The sequence below is a fragment of the Amycolatopsis tucumanensis genome, from assembly GCF_021654135.1.
Taxonomy (GTDB): Bacteria; Actinomycetota; Actinomycetes; order Mycobacteriales; family Pseudonocardiaceae; genus Amycolatopsis_E; species Amycolatopsis_E tucumanensis.
In genome coordinates, this window is sequence record NZ_JAKGSD010000001.1 from 453,250 (window position 1) to 474,379 (window position 21,130).

General features: G+C 73.0%; 20 protein-coding genes. 5 read left to right on the top strand and 15 right to left on the bottom strand.

Annotation, left to right across the window (positions count from 1 at the left end; genetic code table 11):
* Positions 1–58 precede the first annotated feature (58 nt).
* Positions 59–985 (top strand): ABC transporter ATP-binding protein, encoded by a 927-nt coding sequence (locus L2C96_RS02370; RefSeq protein WP_237334922.1) that lies wholly within the window; start codon positions 59–61, stop codon positions 983–985.
* Positions 982–2,178 (top strand): ABC transporter permease, encoded by a 1,197-nt coding sequence (locus L2C96_RS02375; RefSeq protein ID WP_237334923.1) that lies wholly within the window; start codon positions 982–984, stop codon positions 2,176–2,178. The genes L2C96_RS02370 and L2C96_RS02375 overlap by 4 nt, the downstream gene beginning before the upstream one ends.
* A 92-nt stretch (positions 2,179–2,270) precedes the next feature.
* On the opposite strand, the gene L2C96_RS02380 is transcribed toward L2C96_RS02375, so the two are convergent.
* Positions 2,271–3,050, bottom strand: a complete 780-nt coding sequence (locus L2C96_RS02380; RefSeq protein WP_237334924.1) for an SDR family NAD(P)-dependent oxidoreductase — start codon at positions 3,048–3,050, stop codon at positions 2,271–2,273.
* A gap of 86 nt (positions 3,051–3,136) precedes the next feature.
* Between L2C96_RS02380 and L2C96_RS02385 the strand changes: the two genes are divergently transcribed.
* Positions 3,137–3,985: a helix-turn-helix transcriptional regulator gene (locus tag L2C96_RS02385; RefSeq protein WP_237334925.1), complete on the top strand. Its 849-nt coding sequence runs from the start codon at positions 3,137–3,139 to the stop codon at positions 3,983–3,985.
* On the opposite strand, the gene L2C96_RS02390 is transcribed toward L2C96_RS02385, so the two are convergent.
* Positions 3,982–4,767 (bottom strand): ABC transporter permease, encoded by a 786-nt coding sequence (locus L2C96_RS02390; protein ID WP_237334926.1) that lies wholly within the window; start codon positions 4,765–4,767, stop codon positions 3,982–3,984. The genes L2C96_RS02385 and L2C96_RS02390 overlap by 4 nt on opposite strands.
* Complete coding sequence (locus L2C96_RS02395; protein WP_272881813.1) at positions 4,764–5,711, bottom strand: ATP-binding cassette domain-containing protein; 948 nt, start codon at positions 5,709–5,711, stop codon at positions 4,764–4,766. Before L2C96_RS02395 ends, L2C96_RS02390 begins: the two co-directional genes overlap by 4 nt.
* Positions 5,712–5,796: 85 nt before the next feature.
* On the opposite strand from L2C96_RS02395, the gene L2C96_RS02400 reads away from it, so the two are divergent.
* The gene (locus L2C96_RS02400; RefSeq protein ID WP_237334928.1) at positions 5,797–6,552 is read left to right on the top strand and encodes a TetR/AcrR family transcriptional regulator; all 756 of its coding nucleotides are present in this window, start codon (positions 5,797–5,799) and stop codon (positions 6,550–6,552) included.
* A 460-nt stretch (positions 6,553–7,012) separates the two neighbouring features.
* On the opposite strand, the gene L2C96_RS02405 is transcribed toward L2C96_RS02400, so the two are convergent.
* The 12 genes from L2C96_RS02405 to L2C96_RS02460 form a co-directional block, all read right to left on the bottom strand.
* Positions 7,013–8,212 (bottom strand): GNAT family N-acetyltransferase, encoded by a 1,200-nt coding sequence (locus tag L2C96_RS02405; protein WP_237334929.1) that lies wholly within the window; start codon positions 8,210–8,212, stop codon positions 7,013–7,015.
* Positions 8,209–8,589 carry a DUF4333 domain-containing protein gene (locus L2C96_RS02410; RefSeq protein WP_237334930.1) on the bottom strand — a complete coding sequence of 127 codons (381 nt, stop codon included), beginning with the start codon at positions 8,587–8,589 and terminating at the stop codon, positions 8,209–8,211. The genes L2C96_RS02405 and L2C96_RS02410 overlap by 4 nt, the downstream gene beginning before the upstream one ends.
* Positions 8,590–8,609: 20 nt before the next feature.
* Positions 8,610–9,809, bottom strand: a complete 1,200-nt coding sequence (locus L2C96_RS02415; RefSeq protein ID WP_237334931.1) for a GNAT family N-acetyltransferase — start codon at positions 9,807–9,809, stop codon at positions 8,610–8,612.
* A 40-nt stretch (positions 9,810–9,849) separates the two neighbouring features.
* Positions 9,850–10,482 carry a DUF4333 domain-containing protein gene (locus L2C96_RS02420; RefSeq protein WP_237334932.1) on the bottom strand — a complete coding sequence of 211 codons (633 nt, stop codon included), beginning with the start codon at positions 10,480–10,482 and terminating at the stop codon, positions 9,850–9,852.
* A gap of 64 nt (positions 10,483–10,546) precedes the next feature.
* Entirely contained in the window at positions 10,547–13,297 is a 2,751-nt protein-coding gene (locus L2C96_RS02425; RefSeq protein WP_237334933.1) for a DEAD/DEAH box helicase, read from the bottom strand.
* A gap of 46 nt (positions 13,298–13,343) precedes the next feature.
* Positions 13,344–14,201, bottom strand: a complete 858-nt coding sequence (locus L2C96_RS02430) for a diacylglycerol/lipid kinase family protein (RefSeq protein WP_237334934.1) — start codon at positions 14,199–14,201, stop codon at positions 13,344–13,346.
* Between the two features lie 16 nt (positions 14,202–14,217).
* Positions 14,218–15,162, bottom strand: coding sequence for a twin-arginine translocase subunit TatC (tatC, locus tag L2C96_RS02435; RefSeq protein WP_237334935.1), 945 nt, complete (start codon positions 15,160–15,162; stop codon positions 14,218–14,220).
* Between the two features lie 19 nt (positions 15,163–15,181).
* On the bottom strand, positions 15,182–15,499 hold the full coding sequence (gene tatA, locus L2C96_RS02440; RefSeq protein WP_020417831.1) for a Sec-independent protein translocase subunit TatA: 318 nt from the start codon (positions 15,497–15,499) through the stop codon (positions 15,182–15,184).
* Positions 15,499–15,744: a bacteriophage holin gene (locus tag L2C96_RS02445; RefSeq protein ID WP_237334936.1), complete on the bottom strand. Its 246-nt coding sequence runs from the start codon at positions 15,742–15,744 to the stop codon at positions 15,499–15,501. Before L2C96_RS02445 ends, tatA begins: the two co-directional genes overlap by 1 nt.
* A 9-nt stretch (positions 15,745–15,753) precedes the next feature.
* Positions 15,754–16,734 carry a helix-turn-helix transcriptional regulator gene (locus L2C96_RS02450; RefSeq protein ID WP_020417829.1) on the bottom strand — a complete coding sequence of 327 codons (981 nt, stop codon included), beginning with the start codon at positions 16,732–16,734 and terminating at the stop codon, positions 15,754–15,756.
* Positions 16,731–17,711 carry a helix-turn-helix transcriptional regulator gene (locus tag L2C96_RS02455; RefSeq protein ID WP_237334937.1) on the bottom strand — a complete coding sequence of 327 codons (981 nt, stop codon included), beginning with the start codon at positions 17,709–17,711 and terminating at the stop codon, positions 16,731–16,733. The genes L2C96_RS02450 and L2C96_RS02455 overlap by 4 nt, the downstream gene beginning before the upstream one ends.
* A 340-nt stretch (positions 17,712–18,051) precedes the next feature.
* Positions 18,052–18,735: a TetR/AcrR family transcriptional regulator gene (locus L2C96_RS02460; protein ID WP_237334938.1), complete on the bottom strand. Its 684-nt coding sequence runs from the start codon at positions 18,733–18,735 to the stop codon at positions 18,052–18,054.
* Positions 18,736–18,816: 81 nt separating this feature from the next.
* Between L2C96_RS02460 and L2C96_RS02465 the strand changes: the two genes are divergently transcribed.
* Complete coding sequence (locus L2C96_RS02465; protein ID WP_237334939.1) at positions 18,817–20,991, top strand: MMPL family transporter; 2,175 nt, start codon at positions 18,817–18,819, stop codon at positions 20,989–20,991.
* The last annotated feature ends 139 nt before the right edge of the window (positions 20,992–21,130 follow it).

Sequence of the window (21,130 nt, forward strand, 5' to 3'; positions counted from 1 at the left end):
CCTTGCCCCGATGGCTTCAATGTAGCATAGTGATATCACTTTTCCACTGGGATGCGGAATGGGGGACGACGTGGCGGACAGGCAACTGGAGATCGACGGCCTGACGAAGCGGTACGGCGAACGGCTGGCGTTGTCGGACATGACGTTCGACGTGCGCGCCGGTGAGCTGTTCGGGTTCGTGGGCAGCAACGGCGCGGGCAAGACCACGACGATGCGGATCGTGCTGGGGGTATTGGCGGCCGACGACGGGCGGGTGCGCTGGGACGGCGCGCCGGTGACGCTGGAGACCCGGCGGCACATCGGCTACATGCCCGAGGAGCGCGGGCTGTACCCGAAGATGAAGGTCGGCGAGCAGCTGGTCTACCTCGCGCGGCTGCACGGGATGCCGGCCGCGGAGGCGCGCCGGTCGGTGGAGACCTGGACCGAGCGGCTCGGGGTCGCCGCCCGCCGCGACGACGAGGTGCAGAAGCTGAGCCTGGGCAACCAGCAGCGGGTGCAGCTGGCCGCGGCGCTGGTGCACGACCCGGCGATCCTGGTGCTCGACGAGCCGTTCTCCGGGCTGGACCCGGTCGCGGTCGACGTGATGAGCCAGGTGCTGCGCGAGAAGGCCGCCGAGGGCGTGCCGGTGGTGTTCTCCAGCCACCAGCTGGATCTGGTCGAGCGGTTGTGCGACCGGATCGGGATCGTGCGGGACGGGCGGATGGTCGCCTGCGGCACGGTCGGCGAACTGCAGGCGGGCTCGACGGTGCGGCTGCTGGTGGAAGCGCCGGCCGCGGCGCCCGGCTGGGCCGACGGGCTGCCCGGGGTGTCGGTGATCCGGCACGAGGACGGCCGCACCGAGCTGGAACTGGCCGACGGCGCCGACGACCAGGCCGTGCTGCGCGCGGCGCTGGCGAGCGGGCCGGTGCACGAGTTCGCGCGGCGGCGGCAGTCGCTGACCGAACTGTTCCGGCACGTCGTGACGACCGAGGAGGTGGCGGCGTGAACCGGGACGGCTGGACGGGCGTTTCGCTCGTCGCGTCACGTGAGATCGGCATCCGGTTGCGGTCCAAGGCCTACCGGCTGAGCACGCTGGCGCTGCTGGTGGTCATCGTCGGGTTCGCGGTCGTGATGAAGCTGATCGGCGGCGGCAGCGGCGCGGACGCCGCGGTCGGCGTCACCGGGCCGACGTCGGCGCTGGCCGCGCCGCTGCAGGCCGCGGGGCAGGCGGTCGGCGAGACCGTCGAGGTGCGCACGCTGCCCGACGAGGCCGCGGGACGCACCCAGGTGAGCGACGGCGACCTGGACGCCCTGCTGGTCGGCGACGGTTCGCGGGTGCGGGTCGTGGTGAAGAAGGACCTCGACGAGAACCTGCGCACCGCGCTCAACGTGCTGGCCGGGCAGCTCGCCCTCAACCAGCAGATCACCGCGCTCGGCGGCGATCCGGCGCAGGTCAACGCGGCGGTGTCCGGCGCGGGGGTCGAGGTCTCGCCGATGGAGCAGCCCTACCCCTACAACGGCCAGCAGCTCGTGCTCGGGATCGTCGCCGGCATTCTGATCTACATGTCACTGCTGCTCAACGGCCAGTCGGTGGCGCAGGGCGTGGTCGAGGAGAAGACCAGCCGCGTGGTCGAGCTGCTGCTGGCGACGGTGCGGCCGTGGCAGCTGATGGCCGGGAAGGTGCTGGGCATCGGCGCGGTCGGGCTGATCCAGATGGTCCTGATCGGGGTGGTCGGGATCGTCGCGGGACTGGCCACCGACGTGCTGACGATCTCGGTGTCGGCCGCGGCGGGCACCGTGGTGTGGCTGATCGTGTGGTACCTGCTGGGGTTCCTGATGTACTCGATCGTGTTCGCCGGGCTGGGCGCGCTGGTGTCGCGGCAGGAGGACGTGGGCGGCGCGGTCACGCCGGCGCTGTTCTTCGTCATCGCCGGGTACGTGGTGGGCATTTCGGTGCTGCCCTCGAACCCGGGCAGCGGCCTGGTGGCGTTGCTGTCGGTGATCCCGGTGTTCGCGCCGACGCTGATGCCGATGCGCCTGGCGATGGGCGGGGTGGCGCCGTGGGAGGCGATCCTGTCGGTCGCCCTGGTCGTGGCGCTGATCCCGGTGCTGGTGTGGCTGTCGGCGCGGATCTACCGCAACGCCGTGCTGCGCACCGGCGCGAAGGTCGGCTTCCGCGAAGCGCTGCGCCCGGCGTAGGAGCGCAAGAACGGAGAAGACCGGCGGGCCGGCGGGTTCTAGGGTCGGACGTGAGCCGGCCCCGCCTGGGGGCGGGGCCGGCGTTCCAGTCGTCAGGCGCCGGCGCCGCCGTCCACCGGCACGATCGCGCCGGTCACCATCGAGGCGCGGTCGCTGAGCAGCCACGCGGCCACCTCGGCGACCTCGCGCGGCTCGGCCATCCGCCCGAGCGGGATGGACGCCGTGGCCCGTTCGATGATGCCCGGGGTGGCCTCCTCCCACGTCTGCATCATCTGCGTGACCGTGCCGGCGGGGGTGATGCCGTTGACCCGGATGCCGTCGCGGGCCCAGGTCACGGCCGCGGTCTCGGTGATGCTGTTGAGGGCGCGCTTCATGGCGCCGTAGGCGGGCAGGGCGGGGTTGGCGCGGCGGCTGCCGATGCTGGAGGTGTTGACGATCGCCCCGCCGCCGTTGCCGCGCATCAGCTCGGCCTGGGCGGTCATGGCGGTCCAGTGCGCGCGGAAGTTCACCGCGAACTGCTCGTCGATGTCCTCGTCGCTGGTGGTGTCGAGCGGGCCGGGACGGCGCTGGATGGCGGCGCCGTTGTTGAACGCGCCGTCCAGCCGTCCGTGCAGCTCGCCGGCGCGGGCGACGGCGGCCCGGATGCCCGCGCGGTCGGCGAGGTCCAGTGGGACGGCGTCGGCGGTGCCGCCGCCGGCGCGGATTTCGCCGACGATGCGGTCCAGCGCGTCGGCGCCGCGGGCGGCGAGCACGACGGCGGCGCCTTCGCGGGCGAACAGCCTGGCCGCGGCCTCGCCGATCCCGCGGCTGGCGCCGGTGATGAACACGACCTTGCCGGTGAGCAGGCCGATGGGTGCGATGTCGGTCGTCATGAGCGCAGTCTCGGGCGGCTTGCGGCACCGGATGCAGGCACAACCAGTACCAGGATCCGCCGCCGCGGGCCGGGCACACTCGGGGTGTGGACAAGAAGGAGCTGGGCGCGTTCCTCCGCAGCCGCCGCGAGCGGCTCCGGCCGGAAGACGTTGGCCTCCCCTCCGGACCGCGGCGCCGGACGCCGGGGCTGCGCCGGGAGGAGGTGGCGGTGCTGGCGCACATCTCGACCGAGTACTACGTCCGGCTGGAGCAGGGCCGCGCGCCGCGGCCCTCGGGTGAGGTCCTCGCCGGGATCGCGGACGCGCTGCGGCTCACCGACGCCGAGTCCGCCCACCTGCACGTCCTCGCCGGCACCGCACCCACCCGCGGCAGCCGGCACCGCCGCGACGTGCGGCCCAGCATCCGCGCGCTGATCGGCCGGCTGCCGGACACGGCCGCGATCGTGACCTCCGCCGCGTTCGAGGTGCTGGCCTGGAACGACCTCGCGGCCGCGCTGATGGAGGACTTCGGCGCGCTCGCCCCGGCCGACCGCAACCTCGCGCGCCGCGCCTTCCTCCGCCCGGCGGCCGAGGGCCCGCTGTACGGGATCACCCACGAGGCGGAGTTCCGGCAGCACGTGGTCATGCAGCTGCGCGCGACCGTCGCCCGCTACCCGGCCGACCCCGAGGTCAACGGGCTGGTCGGCGACCTGCGCGGCGGCAGCCCGGAGTTCGCGCGGCTGTGGGAGCGGCACGACGTGCGGGCCGTGCCCGCGCTGACGAAGACGTTCCGCCACCCGGTGGTCGGGGAGATCACCGTCGACTGCGACTCGCTCGCGCTCACCGACCGCGACCAGCACCTCGTGCTCTACAGCGCGCCGCCGGGCTCCCCGGACGCCGAGGCGCTCGCCCTGCTGAACGTCCTCGGCGCCCGGGCCGGCGAGTACCTGTCCTAGCGGCTGAGCCGCCGGTAGCGGCGCACCGACAGCGGCAGGAACACCGCGATCATCGCCACCGGCCACAGCACCGCCAGCAGCAGCGCGTGCTCGGCGAACCAGCCGCCGCTGTCCCAGCCCGGGTTGCCGAACAGCTCGCGGGTCGCGGCCGCGGTGGCCGACAGCGGGTTCGCGTCGGCGATCGCGCCGAGCCAGCCGGGCATCGTGCCGGGTGAGACGAACACGTTGGACAGGAAACCCAGCGGCCACACCAGGATCTGCAGCGCCACCACACTTTCCGGGCCCTTCGCGACGAGCCCCAGGTAGAGCCCGAGCCACAGGATCCCGAACCGCAGCAGCACCAGCAGCCCGAACGCGGCCAGCGCCGCGCCGAACCCGCCGTGCCACCGCCAGCCGGTGAGCCACCCGCACGCGGCGAGCACCACCAGCCCCGCCGCCGAGTTCAGCAGGTCGGCCACCGCGCGGCCGATGACCGGCGCGGACGCCGCCATCGGCAGCGAGCGGAACCGGTCGGTCGAGCCGCGCGCGACGTCGGTCGCGATCGCGGTGTAGGTGGACTCGATGCCGAACACCATGGCCAGCGCGAACATCCCGGGCACCAGGAACGCGCGGTAGTCGCCGGGCGCGGCCATCGCGCCGCCGAACAGGTAGCCGAACATCACCAGGGTCAGGACCGGGAACAGCAGCCCGACGACCACCGGCGCGGGCTGCCGCGCCCAGTGCGCCAGCTCCCGGCGGGTCATGGTCCAGCCGTCGGCGATCGCCCAGCGCAGTGCGGTCATGCCGGCACCTCCTCGCGTGCGGTCAGCTTCAGGAACACCTCGTCGAGCGTGGGGCGGCGCAGGGTGAGGTCGGCGATGCCGATGCCGGCGTCGTCGTAGGCCGCGGCGAGCCCGGTCAGGTCGCGCACCCGGTCGGACACCGGCACGCTCAGCCCGCCGTCGGTCAGGTCGGCCGCCGCCCCGGTGACCCGGCTCGCCAGCGCCGCGGCGGCGGGCAGGTCGGCGGCGTCCCGCAGGACCACCTCGACCCGGTCGCCGCCGATGCGGGACTTCAGCTGCGCCGGGGTGCCCTCGTCGACGATCCCGCCGCGGTCGAGCACGGCTATCCGCCCGGCGAGCTGGTCGGCCTCGTCCAGGTACTGCGTGGTGAGCAGCACGGTGGTGCCGTCGGCGACGAGTTCCCGCACCGCGGCCCACACCTCGCTGCGGCCGCGCGGGTCCAGGCCGGTGGTGGGCTCGTCGAGGAACAGCACCTCGGGCGAGCGCAGCAGCCCGGCGGCGAGGTCGAGCCGCCGCCGCATGCCGCCGGAGTACTGCTTCACCGGCTTCTCCCCCGCGTCGCCCAGCCCCATCCGGGCCAGCAGCTCGTCGGCCCGCTGCCGCGCCCGGCGCGCGCCGAGGTGGTAGAGCCGGCCGAACATCTCCAGGTTCTGCCGCCCGGACAGCACCTCGTCCACCGCGGCGTGCTGTCCGACCAGCCCGATCCGGTAGCGGACCTGGGCGGCCTGTCGGCGGGCGTCGAACCCGGCGACCAGGACCTTCCCGGCGTCGGGCCGCAGCAGCGTGGCCAGGATGCGCACGCAGGTGGTCTTGCCCGCGCCGTTGGGGCCGAGCAGGCCGAACACGGTCCCCGCGGGCACGGTCAGGTTCAGGTCGTCGAGCACGGTCTTGTCGCCGTAGCGCTTGCGCAGCCCCTGCGCCACCACGGCGTTTTCGCTGGACAACACGCCCCTCCTTCTACTCCGTATGCCGTACGGATCGTCTATCGTACACCGTACGGAGTTCGTTACCGGCAGAATGGGCCCCGAGATGACCGAATTCAGCGCGAGTGGCGATCCGAAGCGCAGCCTCGAGCTCCTCTGGGGGCTGCAGGAGCCGCCGTCGAAGGGGCCGAAGGCCCGGTTCACCGTCGAGGAGATCACCCGCGTCGCGATCAAGCTCGCCGACACCGCCGGGCTGGCCGCGCTGTCGATGCGGAAGGTCGCCGAGGAACTGGGCGCCGGCACGATGTCGCTCTACACCTACGTGCCCGGCAAGGCGGAACTGCTGGACCTGATGGTCGACGCGGTGGTCGGCGAGACCGCGCGCCCGGCCGAGGTGCCCGGCGGCTGGCGGGGCAGGCTGGAGCAGATCGCGCGGGAGAACGCCGCGGTGTACCGGCGGCACCCGTGGCTGCTGCAGGTCGCCACGAGCCGCCCGCCGATGGGCCCGAACGTGATCGCCAAGTACGACTACGAACTGCGCGCGCTGGAAGGCACCGGGCTCACCGACATCGAAATGGACCAGGTGCTCACACTGGTGCTGGGGTTCGTGCACTCCGCCATGCGCGGCGTGGTCGAGGCCGAGCAGGCGGCGCGGCGCAGCGGCCAGAGCGACGTCCAGTGGTGGCAGTCCTACGCGCCACTGCTGGAGAAGATCTTCGACCCCGAGCGCTTCCCGGTGGCCGCCCGGGTGGGCTCCGCCTCCGGGGAGGCCTACCAGGCGCCCACCGACCCGCACGCGTTCGAGTTCGGGCTGGCCCGCATCCTCGACGGCGTCGAGGCGCTCATCGCGTCCCGGTCGTGAATCGTCTACCGGGGCGCCGCCTCCACCAGGTCGGCCAGCACGGGCTGCCACTGGGCAGCCGTGAGTTCGCTGATGAGCCGCTCCGGCGGGGAGTCGGCGCTGATCGACGGCGGACAGCGGGTGTCCTCGCCCTCGACGAGGACGGAGCGCAGCTCGCGATGTCGGATCGGTCCGGCATGGTGGGGCCGACCACGAAGAGCTCCCCGAACTCAGTTGGCATGAAGATCGCGACGGGGTGGGGCCTCGGACCGGTGTACGGCGCGGCATCGTCGTAGGTGGTGCCGCCACAGGCCGTCTCCAGTTTGTACACCCGGTCGGGCAGGCCACCGCTGAGCGTCTTGACCGCGAAAACCACCCCGGCCGCGACGAGCACGGCCAACGCCCAGGACGATCCTGCCCCGCCTCACGCGTCGTTGAGTCATCGGGCGCAACCTCAGCTGCACCGCCGGGACCCGAAACCTCAGAACGGGGTCCCGCACCACGGCGGAACCCTGGTGGCGAACAGGCTGTCCGCGTGCGGCAGCGCCGCGGGGTTCACCACCTCGAGCCTGCCCGCGGCGGCGAGTGCGCTGGGCAGGCGGTCGCCGAGGTAGAGCATCGCCAGCGTCTCCGGTCCGGTCCGCAGGTCGGCGGCCGCGGTGGTGGGTTCGGCGCCGCCGGGGGTGATCCGGTAGCGGCCGGTGTTGGCGGGCAGCCGCGGGTCGGTCACCTCGATCACCACCGGCTCGCCCGGTCCCCACGCGCGGGCGGCGAGCGCGGCAGGCACGTCGAGCAGCCGCAGCCACAGCTGGTCGTCCACGCCGGTCACCGCGCAGGCGCGCGGGTCGGTGAGCATCGCGGGGAGCGGGTCGTCCAGCGGGCGCCCCGGAGCGCGGACCTCGGAGACCAGGTCGACCCGCAACAGGAAGCGCCACAACCCGGCCAGCGCCGCGGTGTCCGCCGCGTGCAAATCGCGGACCGTGAGCGCGGCGCCGAGGTTCGGCTGGTCGAAGGTGCGCAGGTCCTCGGTGCGGTAGAGCACGAAACCGTCGTCGCCGCGCGGTCCGGTGTGGACGGCGACCTGGTGCTCGCCGATGAGGCGGTCCCGGGCGTAGGACCACCACACCTCGGGCCGCTCGATCATCCCCGTCCGGTGCGGACCCATCTCCGTGTACAGCCGGGGAACCAGCTCCTGAGCCTCGGCGGCGCCGAGCAGCCGCACCGTCCCGCCGGCGGGGGCGTCGGCGCGGAACGCCGCCCGCGTGACGCGCAGGTTCTGGCTCCGGGTGGTCATGCCGTACCCGAATCGCCCGTAGATGGTGGCTTCGCTGGCGTGCAGGACGGCCAGCACGTCGCCGCGGCGGGCGCAGTCGGCGAGCTGGGCGGCCATCAGTCCGGTGAGGATGCCGCGGCGGGTGTGGTCGGCGCGCACTCCGACCCCGTCCACGGCGGCGACGGGAAGCGCTTTCCCGCCGGGCACGGCGAGCCGGGTCGCGAAGGAGCCCGCGACGCCGACCGGTTCCCCGCCCGCGAAGGCGCCGAATCGCCGCTCGGCGGGGAACGACGCCGCGCGGCGCGTCCACAGCTCGTCGGTGACGGTGACGTGCAGGGTCCGGCCGAGCAGCTCGAACGCCGTCCGCTCCTCCCCCGCCGCCAGCGGCCGGATCTCCACGCCGGTCATGGTTCGGGCTGGGAGACTTCGTAGCCGCCCGCCGCGTCCCGCACCGTGATGGTCACCTTCTCCTTCTCGCCCGCGATGTCCACTGTGCACTCGAAGATGTGCCCGGCGACGACGTCCTCACCGGCCGGGCAGGACACGTCGCCGACTCCGGCGATCAGGTAGGACTCGGTGAGCACCCGCCGGACGCCGTCCTGCAGGTGCGCGGCGTCGAACACCCGCCGCACCGGGGTGAGGCTCGCCGGCGCCGTGGGCGAGGACGTGGCGGCCGTCGAGGTGGTCGGCGGTGGTGGGGTGGACGGTGCGGGGCCGGTCGGGGCACTGTCGCATCCGGACAGCACGAGCGCGGCGCACGCGAGCACCAGCGTGGTCCGCACCATTCACCCCCGGAACGAGCTTCTCAGAAGTGTGTACCACACCACGCGGGTACGGGCGTGGCGAAGAGCCGGTCGGCCCGCCCCAGCGCCGCCGGGTCCGCCGGCTGGATCCGGCCGGCCGCGGCCAGTTGCGAGGGCCGCCACGCGCCGAGGTAGACCATGGCCAGCGCGTCCACCCCGAGCCGCAGGTCGGCGGCGGCGTCGGTGCGGCGGGCACCGTCCGGGGACACGTGGTAGCGCCCGGAGTTGGCTTCCAGCACCGGGTCCACGACCTCCAGCACGACCGGCTCACCCTCGTAGGCGCGGGCGCCGAGCGCGGCGGGCACGTCGACCAGCCGCAGCCACAGCTCGTCCCCGCCGCCGGTGTCCTTCACCGCGCGGATGTCGGTGAACAGCAGCTCGACCGGCTCGTCGACCGGGCGTTCGTCGGCGCGCAGGGTGTCGACGAGGTCGACGCCGAGCAGGTAGCGCCACAGCCCGTTGAACGCCTCGTCGGTGCCGGTGTGCAGGCTGATGACCTGCAGCACCGCCGGGTCGTTCCAGTGCTTGCGTTCGACGCTGTAGACGACGTAGCCGTCGGGGCCGTCTTCGCCGTGGTGGACGGCGGTCAGGACGGGGCTGGTGGCTTCGCGGGCGTGCCGTTCCCAGCCCGGCCACCAGTACGGCGGGCGGGTCATCATGCCGGGGCGGGTGTGCGGCAGTGCCGCGTACAGGCCGGGCAGCTGCTCCAGCGCGGTGTCCAGCGGCCACAGCTCGACCTGGCCGCCTGCCGGGACGTCGGGGCGGAGCGCGGCGCGGCGGCGGTCGATCTCGTAGCCGCGGCTGCGCGTGGTGACGCCGTAGCCGAAGCGGTTGTAGATGACGCCTTCGCTGGCGCGCAGCGCGGCGAAGGGCAGGCCGCGGGCGGCGATGTCGGTGAGCTGGGTGCGCATGAGCTCGGTGAGGACGCCGCGGCGGGTCCGGTCGGGACGAACACCGACACCGGTGACTCCCGCTGCGCCGGCGCGGGCGCCGCCGGGCAGGGTGATCTCGGCGTCGAACGAGCGGGCGGTGCCGATCAGCTCGGTGTCGAAGGCGCCCAGGGTGCGGCCGGGTTGCTGCGCGCGTTCGACGATCTTCCACGTCTCGTCGGTGGTGGCGGCGACGTGGAGGGTGGACCGGAACAGGTCGACGGCGGCGCGGTGTTCGTCGGGCCGCAGCGTGCGGACGGTGTAGTCACTCACGACGCGATCGTTCCCGACGGTGCGGCCGCACGCCAGCCAATTACCGGGGGTAGGCGACTTCGTAGTTGGCGGCGTCGTCCTTGATGGTCACGGTGACGGTCTTGCCCTGGCCGTTGACGACGGCGGAGCAGTCGAAGGTGGCTCCGGACTTGACCTCCTGGTCGGCGGGGCACTGCACGTCGCCGACCTGGGTGAGCTGGTAGTTGCCGATGAGGACCTGCTTGACGCCGTCCTGCACCGCGCTCTGGCTCAGCACGGTGGTCTTGAGGAACCCGGGCGCGAGGAACGCGGTGACGCAGAACGCGGCCACCACCACGACCGCCGCGCCCAGCCCGATCAGCAGGCCCTTGCCGCCCTTCTTCGCCGGCTGCTGCTGCCCGTAGCCGCCGGGCGCGCCGTGCTGCTGCCCCGGGTACTGCTGGGGCGGGTGCTGCTGTCCGGCGTACTGCTGTCCGGCGTGCTGGGGCGCGGCCTGGCCCGGGTACTGCTGCCCGTACTGGGGCTGTCCAGGTTGGGGCTGTGCGGGCTGGAACTGGCCCGGCTGCTGGCCGTAGCCCGGCGGCTGCCCGTACTGGGGTTGCTGGGCGTACTGCTGCGGCTGGCCGGGTTGCTGCCCGTACCCGGGCTGGCTCCACTGCTGCTGCGGGTCGGTGCCGCCGTAGGGCGTGCTCATGCTGCCTGCCTCCCCTGATCGTCCTCGCTCAGCGCGATCCAACCACAACGCAGGGTGGGCCGCGCTACTCGGCACCCGCCGCGACGACCCCGCGCCGCAGCGCCTTGACGGCCTGCGCGGCGGCGTCGCCGACCGGGTCGGCCTTGCCGAGGACCGTCTTGATCTGGTCGAGCAGGTCGACGACCTGCCGGGACCAGCGCACGAAGTCACCCGCGGACAGTTCCTGCCCGTTGGCGTCGGCGGCGGTGAGCACCTTTTCGAGGGATTCGCCGCGGGCCCACCGGTACACCGGCCAGGCGAACCCGGCGTCGGGTTCGCGGGTGCGGTCGAGGCGGTGGCGGCGTTCGTCCTCGGCGAGGTCGGTCCAGATCTTGGCGGTCTCCTGCCACGCCTTGGGCACGCCCCCGGCGGGCAGCCGCGGCTCACCGGGCGAGTCGCGCCGGGCCTCGAACACGAGCGTGGAGACGACGGCGGCGAGCTCGGGCGGGGTCAGTCCTTCCCAGACGCCGTGGCGGATGCACTCGGCGGCCAGCAGGTCGGATTCGCTGTAGAGGCGGGCCAGGCGCGCTCCGTGCTCGGTGACGCGGTCCTCGCCCTCGGCGAGGTAGCCGCGTTCGGCCAGCAGCGCCCGGATGCGGTCGAACGCCCGCGCCAGCGAGTGGGTGGTGGCGGCGACGCGTCGTTCCAGCTGCTCGGTTTCCCCGGCGAGCCGGTGGTAGCGCTCGACCCAGCGGATGTTGGCCTCGCGTTCGGCGAGCCCGTGGCAGGGGTGGGCGCGCAGGGCGCGGCGCAGCGCGGCCAGCTCACCGTCCTCATTGGCCCCCGATCGCCGTTTCTGGCGGCCGGGCAGGGAAATCCCGGAGTCGCGCAGGTGCGAGGCGATGTCGCGGCGGGTCTTGGGCGAGCGCAGTTCGACGTGCTTGGGCAGTTTGATCCGGCCCAGCGGCTCCACGGGCGCGGAGAAGTCCGACAGCGACAGCGGTCCGGACCACCGGTCCTCGGTCACCACGACCGGGCGCGGCTCGCGCACGGGGTCCAGACCGGGGTCGATCACCACGGCCAGCCCGGCGCGCCGCCCGGCGGGGACGGCGATGACGTCGCCCTTGCGCAGCTTCTCCAGCGACACCGCGGTGTCGGCGCGGCGGGCGGCGGTGTTCTGCCGGGCCAGCGCCTTCTCCCGGTCGGAGATCTTCTTGCGCAGCTGCACGTAGTCGAGCATCGCGTCGAAGTCGCCGGTGACGGCCTCGGCGTAGCCCTTGAGCGCCTCGCGGTTCTTCTCGATGCGGCGGGACAGCCCGACGACCGAGCGGTCGGCCTGGAACTGGGCGAAGGACTGTTCCAGCAGCTCGCGGGCCTGTTCGTGGCCGAGCTGGGCGACCAGGTTGATCGCCATGTTGTAGCCGGGCCGGAACGACGAGCGCAGCGGGTAGGTCCGGGTCGAGGCCAGTCCGGCGACGGCCTTCGGGTCGACCCCCGGCTGCCACACCACGACGGCGTGGCCCTCGACGTCGATGCCGCGGCGACCGGCGCGGCCGGTGAGCTGCGTGTACTCGCCCGGGGTGAGGTCGACGTGGGCCTCGCCGTTGTACTTGACCAGCCGTTCGAGCACCACGGTGCGGGCGGGCATGTTGATGCCCAGCGCGAGGGTTTCGGTGGCGAACACGACCTTGACCAGGCCGCGCACGAACAGTTCCTCGACGGTCTCCTTGAACGCGGGCAGCAGCCCGGCGTGGTGCCCGGCGATGCCATTCTCCAGCGCCTCGCGCCATTCCCAGTAGCCGAGCACGCCCAGATCGCCCTCGGGCAGGTCCTTGGTGCGCGTGTCGACGATGCGGCGCACCTCGGCCGCTTCTTCCGGGGTGTTCAGGCGCAGCCCGGAGCGGGTCACCTGGCTCACGGCGGCGTCGCAGCCGGCGCGGGAGAAGATGAACACGATCGCCGGGAGCAGCCCGGCGGCGTCCAGGCGGGTGATCATGTCCACCCGGGACGGCGGCCGGAACCGGGGGCCGCGCGAGTAGGTGCGCCCGCCCCGGCCCCGCCGCAGAGCCGCGGGGGCGTGCATGCGGCCGACCTCTTCCACGCGCCGCAGCAGGCCGGGGTTCATGCGCAGCTCGCCGTCGGAGCCGTCGTCGGCGAACAGGTCGAGCAGCCGGTTCCCGACCATCATGTGCTGCCACAGCGGCACGGGCCGGTGCTCGTCGACCACGACCGTGGTGTCACCGCGCACCGTCACCAGCCATTCGCCGAACTCCTCGGCGTTGCTGACGGTGGCGGACAGGCCCACGACCCGCACGTACTCGGGCAGGTGCAGGATGACCTCTTCCCACACCGCGCCGCGGAACCGGTCGGCGAGGTAGTGGATCTCGTCCATCACGACGTAGCCGAGGTCGTCGATGGCCGAGGAACCCGCGTAGAGCATGTTGCGCAGGACCTCGGTGGTCATCACGACGATCTGGGCGTTGCCGTTGATCGCGGTGTCCCCGGTGAGCAGCCCGACGGTGCCGGCGCCGTAGCGCTGCACGAGGTCGCCGTACTTCTGGTTGGACAGCGCCTTGATGGGCGTGGTGTAGAAGCACTTGCGGCCCTCGGCGAGCGCGAGGTGCACGGCGAACTCGCCGACCACGGTCTTGCCCGCGCCGGTCGGCGCGCACACGAGCACGCCGTGGCCGTCCTCCAGCGCGCGGCAGCCGCGGATCTGGAAGTCGTCGAAGCCGAACTCCGCCTCGTCGGCGAAGCGGGTCAGCTGGGGGTACTGGGCGCGGCGCTTGGAAGCCTGGTAGGCCTCGGCCGGCGACACGGAAGGGCGAGGGGCCACCTTGTCAGGGTGTCACATGCGGTGTGCGGGACGCATGCGGTGGGTGTCAGCCCAGGATGGTGAGCGCGCCGCGGGCGCAGCGGGCGGTGACCGGGCCGCCGGGGAGCATCTCGCCGTCGGCACAGAGGGGCCAGGAGGTGGCCTCGATGCGGACCTCGCGGGCGCGCAGGGTGCGCACCGCGGGGTGGCGCAGGTGCCGGCCGTGGCGCAGGCCGGGCATGATCCGCAGCAGGTCGGCGCGGGTGGCGTGGCCGACGACGGTGATGTCGAAGAGCCCGTCTCCGGGGTCGGCGTGCGGGCAGATCCGCATGCCGGCGCCGTAGTAGGGGGTGTTGCCGACGGCGACGAGGGTGGCGTCGAGGTGGTGGGGTTCGCCGTCGGTGGTGAGGGTGACCGGGCGTGCCCGGAACGCGGCGAGTTCGGCGAGCACGGCGACGTCGTAGCGGCGCGGGCCGGCGGGCCAGCGCAGGCGGGCGGCGCGGGCGTTGACGGCGGCGTCGAAGCCGGTGCACAGGACGGTGGCGAACCAGGCGCCGTCGAGGTGGCCGAGGTCGACGGCGCGGTGGCGGCGTTCCCGCAGCGCGGTCACGACGGCGTCGGTGGCGCGCAGCGGGTCGAGGGGGATGCCGAGCCCGCGGGCGAGGTCGTTGCCGGTGCCCGCGGGGATGATCCCGAGCGGGGTGCCGGTGGCGGCGCAGTACTGGACGGCGTGGTGCACGGCCCCGTCGCCGCCGAGGACGACCAGGGCGTCGAGCCCGTCCGGGAGGCTGTCCGGGGCCGCGGCGCCGAGCAGCTCCAGCCGGTCCACCCCGGCACGCAGACGAGCGGCCACGGTGCCGGCGATCCTGGCCGCCGCACCGCGGCCGGTGTCGGGGTGGACGGCCAGGGCCGCACGGATACCCATGGGCGAGGCAGACCGGTTAGGTCACGTCCTCGGTCTTGGGCTTGGCGGGCGCGTCGTCGTCGATCCTGCTCGGGGTGTAGTCGAACGGCGCGGCCTCGTCGTCGGACAGGCCGGCCCACTCCTCGCTCTCGCTGCCGCGGTACTTGCGCTTGTCGTGCACCCGCGCGATCTGGATGGCCAGCTCGGCGAGCACGGTCAGCGCGCCGGCCAGGGCGATCATCGAGAACGGGTCCGACCCGGGCGTGGCGAACGCGGCGAAGACGAACACCGCCATGATGATCCCGCGGCGCCACCGCTTCAGCTGGGCGTACTTGAGCACGCCCACGAAGTTCAGCATCACCAGCAGCAGCGGCAGCTCGAAGCTGACCCCGAAGATGATCAGCAGCGACAGCACGAACGAGATGTACTTGTCGCCGGTGAGGCCGGTGATGAAGAAGTCGCTGCCGAAGCCCATCAGCAGCTGCAGGGCGTGCGGGATGAGCAGGTAGGCCAGGACGGCGCCACCGGCGAACAGCACGCTCGCGAAGCCGACGAAGGTGAGCGCGTACTTGCGCTCCTTGGTGTACAGGCCGGGGGCGATGAACGCCCACAGCTGGTACAGCCACAGCGGAGAGGTCAGCACCGCGCCCCCGGCGAGACCGACCTTCAGCTGGATCATGAACGCCTCGAACGGCACCGTCTGCAGCAGGTAGCAGCCCTCGGTGCTGCCGAGCCGCCGGTCGGCCGGGATGGCGCAGTACGGGTCGTTGATGATCGACCCGAGTGACGGGACCGGGCCCATCCTGGTGTTGAACCAGATGAAGCCGAAGATCCCGCCGGCGAGCACGGCGAGCAGGGCCCAGCCCAGGCGGCGCCGGAACTCGTAGATGTGCTCGATGAGCGTCATCGTGCCGTCGGGGTTGAGCCGGCGGCTGCGCTTGCGCCGCCGGTCCCTCCGGCTCTTGGGGGCGGAGTCCGCCACGACAGGCTCCGTCCTCGCCTCAGCTGGCGTGCTTGTGAGCCTGGTCGGCCTTCTCCGCCGCCTGCTGCCGCTTCAGCTCGTCGAGCTGCTTCTGCAGCTGCGCGACCTGGTCGTCGGCGGCGGTCGCCGCGGAAGGCGTCGTCTCGGAGGCCGTGATCTGCTTCTTGTCGGGCTCCTCGGCCTTGCCGTCCTCACGGAGGTCCTTGGTCTCGGCCTTGAAGATCTTCATGGACTTGCCGATGGACCGCGCGGCATCCGGCAGGCGCTTCGCGCCGAACAGCAGGACCACGACGAGCACCAGGATGATCAAGTGCCACGGCTGCAACCCGTTCAGCATCAGTGGCCTCCTTCCTTGCTTGTGACCAACTCTACTTGCTCAGGGGCGGGACGCCGCCGTTGCTCGAGCGCGACGCGCAGACCGGCCGTCCGGGCCGTCAACAGCCCGGTGCGGTCGGTGACACTCGCCGTAACCATGCTCGATGCCTTGCGGAAGCGGCGCAAGACCCCGAATGTCCGGATCAGGACAAGAATCAGAGCCAGGAGGCCCACGGCGGCGAGCACAATGCTCGGCAGGTACGACACGGCGTCACCCTACTGGCCCAAGGTGGCCGGGAGGTGACGTGCCCTTTCCAGCGCGGCGGCGGCCCGGCTACGGACGGCTTCGGCCAGCTCGGGCGGGCTTTCCACGCGCGCGTCGCCGCCCAGCCCGAGCACCAGCCGCACCATCCACGACTCGTCGCCGTAGCGCATCCGCACCCGCAGCCGCCCGCCGTCGAGCTCGGCCAGCTCCTCGCACGGGTAGTACTCGGCGACCCAGCGCGCGTCCGGTTCCAGCACCAGCTGCGCCTCCGGCTGGCCGGGCCGGGCGCGGAACACCCCGTCGGAGATGTCGGTGGGCCGCGCCGTCGGGGGTGGCGCGGCGCGCTCGTCGAGGACCTCGACCTCGTCGATGCGGTCCAGCCGGAACAGCCGGACGCCCTCGGCGCGGCGGCACCAGGCCTCCAGGTACCCGACGGCCTGCACGATCAGCAGCCGCATCGGGTCGACGGTGCGCTCGGTGATCTGGTCGCGGGAGGCGGTGTAGTAGCGGATCCGCAGCGCCCGCCCGGCGCGCAGCGCGTTCTGCACGACGCGGCGGGTCGCGGCGGTCTTCTCGCCCTCCCGGACGGCGAGCCCGACCACGACGCCGGAGGGCTGGGCCTGCCCGGCGGCGGCCTCGATCTTGGCGATGGCGCGGTGCACCGCGTCGGTGTCGACCACGCCGGGGGTCTCGGCGACCGCGCGCAACGCGACCAGCAGCGCGGTGGCCTCCCCGCCGGTGAGGCGCAGCGGGCGGTTCATGCCCGCGTCGAAGGTGACCGTGACGGTGTCGCCCTCGAAGGAGAGGTCGATCAGGTCGCCCGGGCCGTAGCCGGGCAGCCCGCACATCCACAGCAGTTCCAGGTCGCGGCGCAGCTGGCGGGCGGTGACGCCGAAGTCGCGGGCCGCGTCCTCGATGCGGATGCCGGGGCGGGCGAGCAGGTAGGGCACGAGCGCGAGGAGCCGGGGCATCCGGTCGGTGGAGCCGCTCATCGGCGCACCTCGTGGTGGAGCACGGACTCCAGGCGCCCGCGCACCGCCTTGGCCAGCACGTCCGGTTCGAGCACCAGCACGTCGGGCCCGTGCCCGGCGATCCAGTCCGCGGCGCTCTCCGGGAAGTACAGGTCGATCTCGGCGAGATCGCCCTCGACGCCGTCCACGGTGAGCCGCCCGGTGAGGCGGGCCCGGCGGCGCACCCCGGCGGCGCGCTGGTCGGCGATCCACAGCTTCGCGGTGGTGACGGGCGAGGGGTCGGGGTCACCGGTGCCCGCGATCAGCTCCAGCAGGTTGACGTTGTCCGGGCGCTGGACCTCCCCCGGGCGGCCGACGGTGCGCACGTCGCCGACGATGCGGGAGAGCCGGAAGCAGCGCGGCGCGCCCCGGTCGCGGTCGTGGCCCACGACGTACCAGCGGGCGCGCCAGGACACCACGCCCCACGGTTCGAGGGTGCGGGTGAGGCGTTCGGCCGAGCCGGAGCGGCGGTAGGAGAACTGGACGGCCTGGCGGGCCTGCACGGCGGCGACCAGCGGGGTGAAGGCCGGTTCGGCGCGGACGCGGGACTCCACGACCGGCGGCTCGGTGTGGTCGACGTCGACCCCGGCGGCACGCAGCTTGACCAGCGCGCCCTGGGCCTGCCCGGTCATCTCGGGCGAGTCCCAGAGCCGGACCGCGAGCCCGACGGCCGCGGCCTCGTCCGGGGCCAGCTCGATCTCGCCGAGCTCGTAGTCCCGGCGGGCGATGCGGTAGCCCTCGGCCGGGTCGAAGGCCGAGTTGCGGCCGGTCTCCAGCGGGATCCCCAGTTCACGCAGCTCGGTCTTGTCCCGTTCGAACATGCGGGAGAAGGCCTCGTCACTCGCGGCGTCGGCGTATCCGGGCACGATCCCGCGGATCCGGTCAGCGGTGAGGTACTGCCGGGTCGACAGCAGAGCGAGCACCAGATTGACCAGGCGCTCGGCGCGGGCGGTGGACACCCGACCACAGTAGCTCGCACTGGTGATCGAGTCGCCGAGGTCCACCCCGGCGCGCCCAGGATGTCCACGAGATACCCACCCGTGCCGCGGCGAGGTGCGGTTTTCAGCCGCTCGCGACGCCCCCAAGCCGACGCGCTGCCCGATGAGGTCCTCATCAAGGCATCGATGGCGCAGGCGGAGGTCGCCGACGGTGCGGAAGTGCTGCTGCGGGGCCTGCTCGGGGATGAGCTCCGCAACGATCAGCGGCAGCCGAACCATCCTCAAGGTGGAGGGTGGCGTTGACGAGCGGCGCGACCCCCTCAACACCGGCATGCTCGCCCGCATGCCGGCGCCTTAGGCCTCAACCGCCGCGGGCGACGCGGCTCAGTGTCTTCCTCAGGTGCTCCGGGAGCGCCACCCCGCCCAGCCCCTCGGCGATGATCTCGATCGTCCGCTCCAGCGCGAGTTCGCGGGCCTCGCGCGAGGTGGGCGCCAGCGGGCCGTCCAGGTGCAGCATCGCCAGGCCGTGCACGGACGCCCACGCGGCGAACTCGGCCATCGGGCGGCGCTGCGGGGGCAGGTATCCGGCGGCGGCCAGGTCGTCGACGGCGTCGACCAGCTTGCGGAACGGGTTGGACTCCTCGACGTCGGCCAGCGGCGGCATCGGCGAGATCCCGCCGGTGAACGCGGTGCGGAACAACCCGGGCTCGGCGAGCGCGAACGTGAAGTACCCCTGCCCGATCGCGGCCAGCCTGCTCAGCCCGCGTTCGGCGGGGTCGTCGGCCGGGTCCAGCCGGTCCAGCGCCTCGTTCATCGCCGCGGTCAGCAGTTCCATCGCGCGCGTCTTGACCGCCTCCAGCAGCTCCTCGTGCCCGGCGAAGTGCCGGTAGGCGGCGGTCGGGGTGACGCCGACGGCCCGCGCGGCCGCCCGGATGGTCACCGACGACGGGCCGCCGGCCTGGGCGAGTTCGGCGGCGGCCCGGATGAGGGCGTTGCGGAGGTCGCCATGGTGGTAGCCGGTTCGAACGGGCGCTGAGGAGCTCACAGCCCGATGTTGACACCCGTGCACATCGGTGGCAAGTTGACGGGTGCCAAGTTTGCGCCCGTCAACATTCGAGGGGTTCCCATGTTCGCTCGGCTCGGCCGGTTCGCCGCCGATCACGCACGGCTCGTCCTCGTCGTCGCCGGCGTCCTCCTCGCCGGCGCGGCCGTCCTCGGCATGACCGCGTTCGGCAAGCTCCAGTCCCAGGGGTTCGACGACCCCGGCTCCGACTCCAGCCGCGCCGCGGCCCTCGCCGAACAGCACTTCGGCGGCGCGGACAACCTGCTGTTCCTCGTCCAGGCCCGGGACGGCACCGTCGATGACCCCGCCACACGCGCCGCGGGCGCCGAACTGACCGGACGCCTCGCCGCCGACCCCGCCCTGGAATCGGTCACCTCCTACTGGGCGACCGGCGCCCCGCCGCTGCGCGCCGACGACGGCCGCTCCGCGCTGATCGTCACCCAGCCCGCCGACACCGACGCCGACGCGGTCGAGGCCATCGTGGACCGCTACCAGGGCGAAAACGGCCCCGTCACCGTCACCGCGGGCGGCGGCGCGGTCGTCGGCCTCGACATCAACGACCAGGTCAGCCGCGACCTGCTGATCGCCGAGATGATCGCCGTGCCGATCATCCTCGTCCTGCTGTTCCTCGTCTTCGGCAGCGTCGTCGCCGCCCTGCTGCCGCTGGTCGTCGGCGGCATCGCGGTTCTCGGCACGTTCGCCGAACTGTCGGTCTTCGGGTCGCTGACCGACGTGTCGGTGTTCGCGATCAACCTGACCACCGCGCTCGGGCTCGGCCTCGGCATCGACTACGCCCTGCTCATGGTCAGCCGGTTCCGGGAGGAACTCGCCACGGGCGCGGACACCCGGACCGCCGTGATCCGCACCGTGGCCAGCGCCGGGCGCACGATCAGCTTCAGCGCCGCCACCGTCGCCGTCGCACTCGCCGCGCTGCTGCTGTTCCCCCAGTACTTCCTGCGCTCCTTCGCCTACGCCGGCATCGGCGTCATCGTGATCGCCATGCTCGCCGCGGTGGTCGTGCTTCCCGCGCTGCTGACCGTCCTCGGGCCACGGGTGAACGCCGGCCGCCTGCCCTGGACGCGCGGACGCGCCCCGAGCACGGTGTCCGCGTTCTGGGGCCGGGTCGCCGCCTTCGCGATGAAACGACCCGCGCTGGCCGCCGTCCCCGTGCTCGTCGTGCTCGTCGCGGCCGCCACTCCCCTGCTCGGCGTCCAGTTCGGCACCCCCGACGAGCGGGTGCTACCGGAAACCGCGTCCAGCCGCGTCGTCGGCGACGAGTTGCGTGCGGCCTACCCGGCCAACGACAGCCGCGCCATCGAGGTCATCGCGCTCGGCACACCCGACCCGGCCACGATCGCCGGGTACGCCGGCCGGCTGTCCGAACTGGACGGCGTCGCTCACGTGACCTCCAGCGCGGGTGGCTTCAGCCAGGGCCGCGCCGACGGCCCCGCGAACCCGGCGCTCGGGGCGCCCGGCGCGCAGAAGCTGTCCGTCGTCACCACCGCCGACTCCCGGTCCGCCGAAGCCGAAGCCGTCGTCGCCGAGGTCCGCGCGCTGCCCGCCCCACCCGGGCTCGAAGTGGCGGTCGGCGGCGACGCGGCCGCGCTGGTGGACAGCAAGGACGCCATCGGCAGCAGGCTCCCCCTGGCGGCCGGCCTGATCGCCGTCACCACGTTCATCCTGCTGTTCCTGTTCACCGGCAGCGTCCTGCAGCCGCTGCGCGCGCTGCTGTTCAACCTGCTCAGCCTGTCCGCCACGATGGGCGTGATGGTGCTGGTCTTCCAGGAGGGCTTCGCCGCCGGGTTCCTCGGCTTCACCCCGCTGCCGCTGGACACCAGCATGCTGATGCTGCTGTTCTGCATCGCGTTCGGGTTGTCCATGGACTACGAGGTGTTCGTGGTCAGCCGCATCAAGGAGGCCCACGACCACGGGCTCGGCCCGCGCGAAGCGGTGGTGCACGGGCTGTCCCGCACCGGGCGGATCGTCTCGGCCGCCGCGCTGCTGCTCGCGGTCAGCGTGTTCGCCTTCGGCACCAGCGGCGTGAGCTTCATCCAGATGTTCGGCATCGGCACCGGCCTGGCGATCCTCATCGACGCCACCCTCGTGCGCGGCGTCCTGCTGCCCGCGGGCATGCGACTGCTCGGCCGCTACACCTGGTGGGCACCCGAACCGCTACGCCGCCTGCACGACCGGGTCGGCGTCAGCGAATCGGCGAAACAACCCGCCGCGGTGCGATGAGGGCGGTGAACAGGAGTTTCCTGATCTTTTGAGGTCGGCTAGCTGACCCGGCGGCGCTGCCAAAGGCTGGGGTGCCCCAGCGCACGTACGGGAGCCGAACTTCGTGACGAGCACCCTGATCCGCGGTGCAGCTCACCGT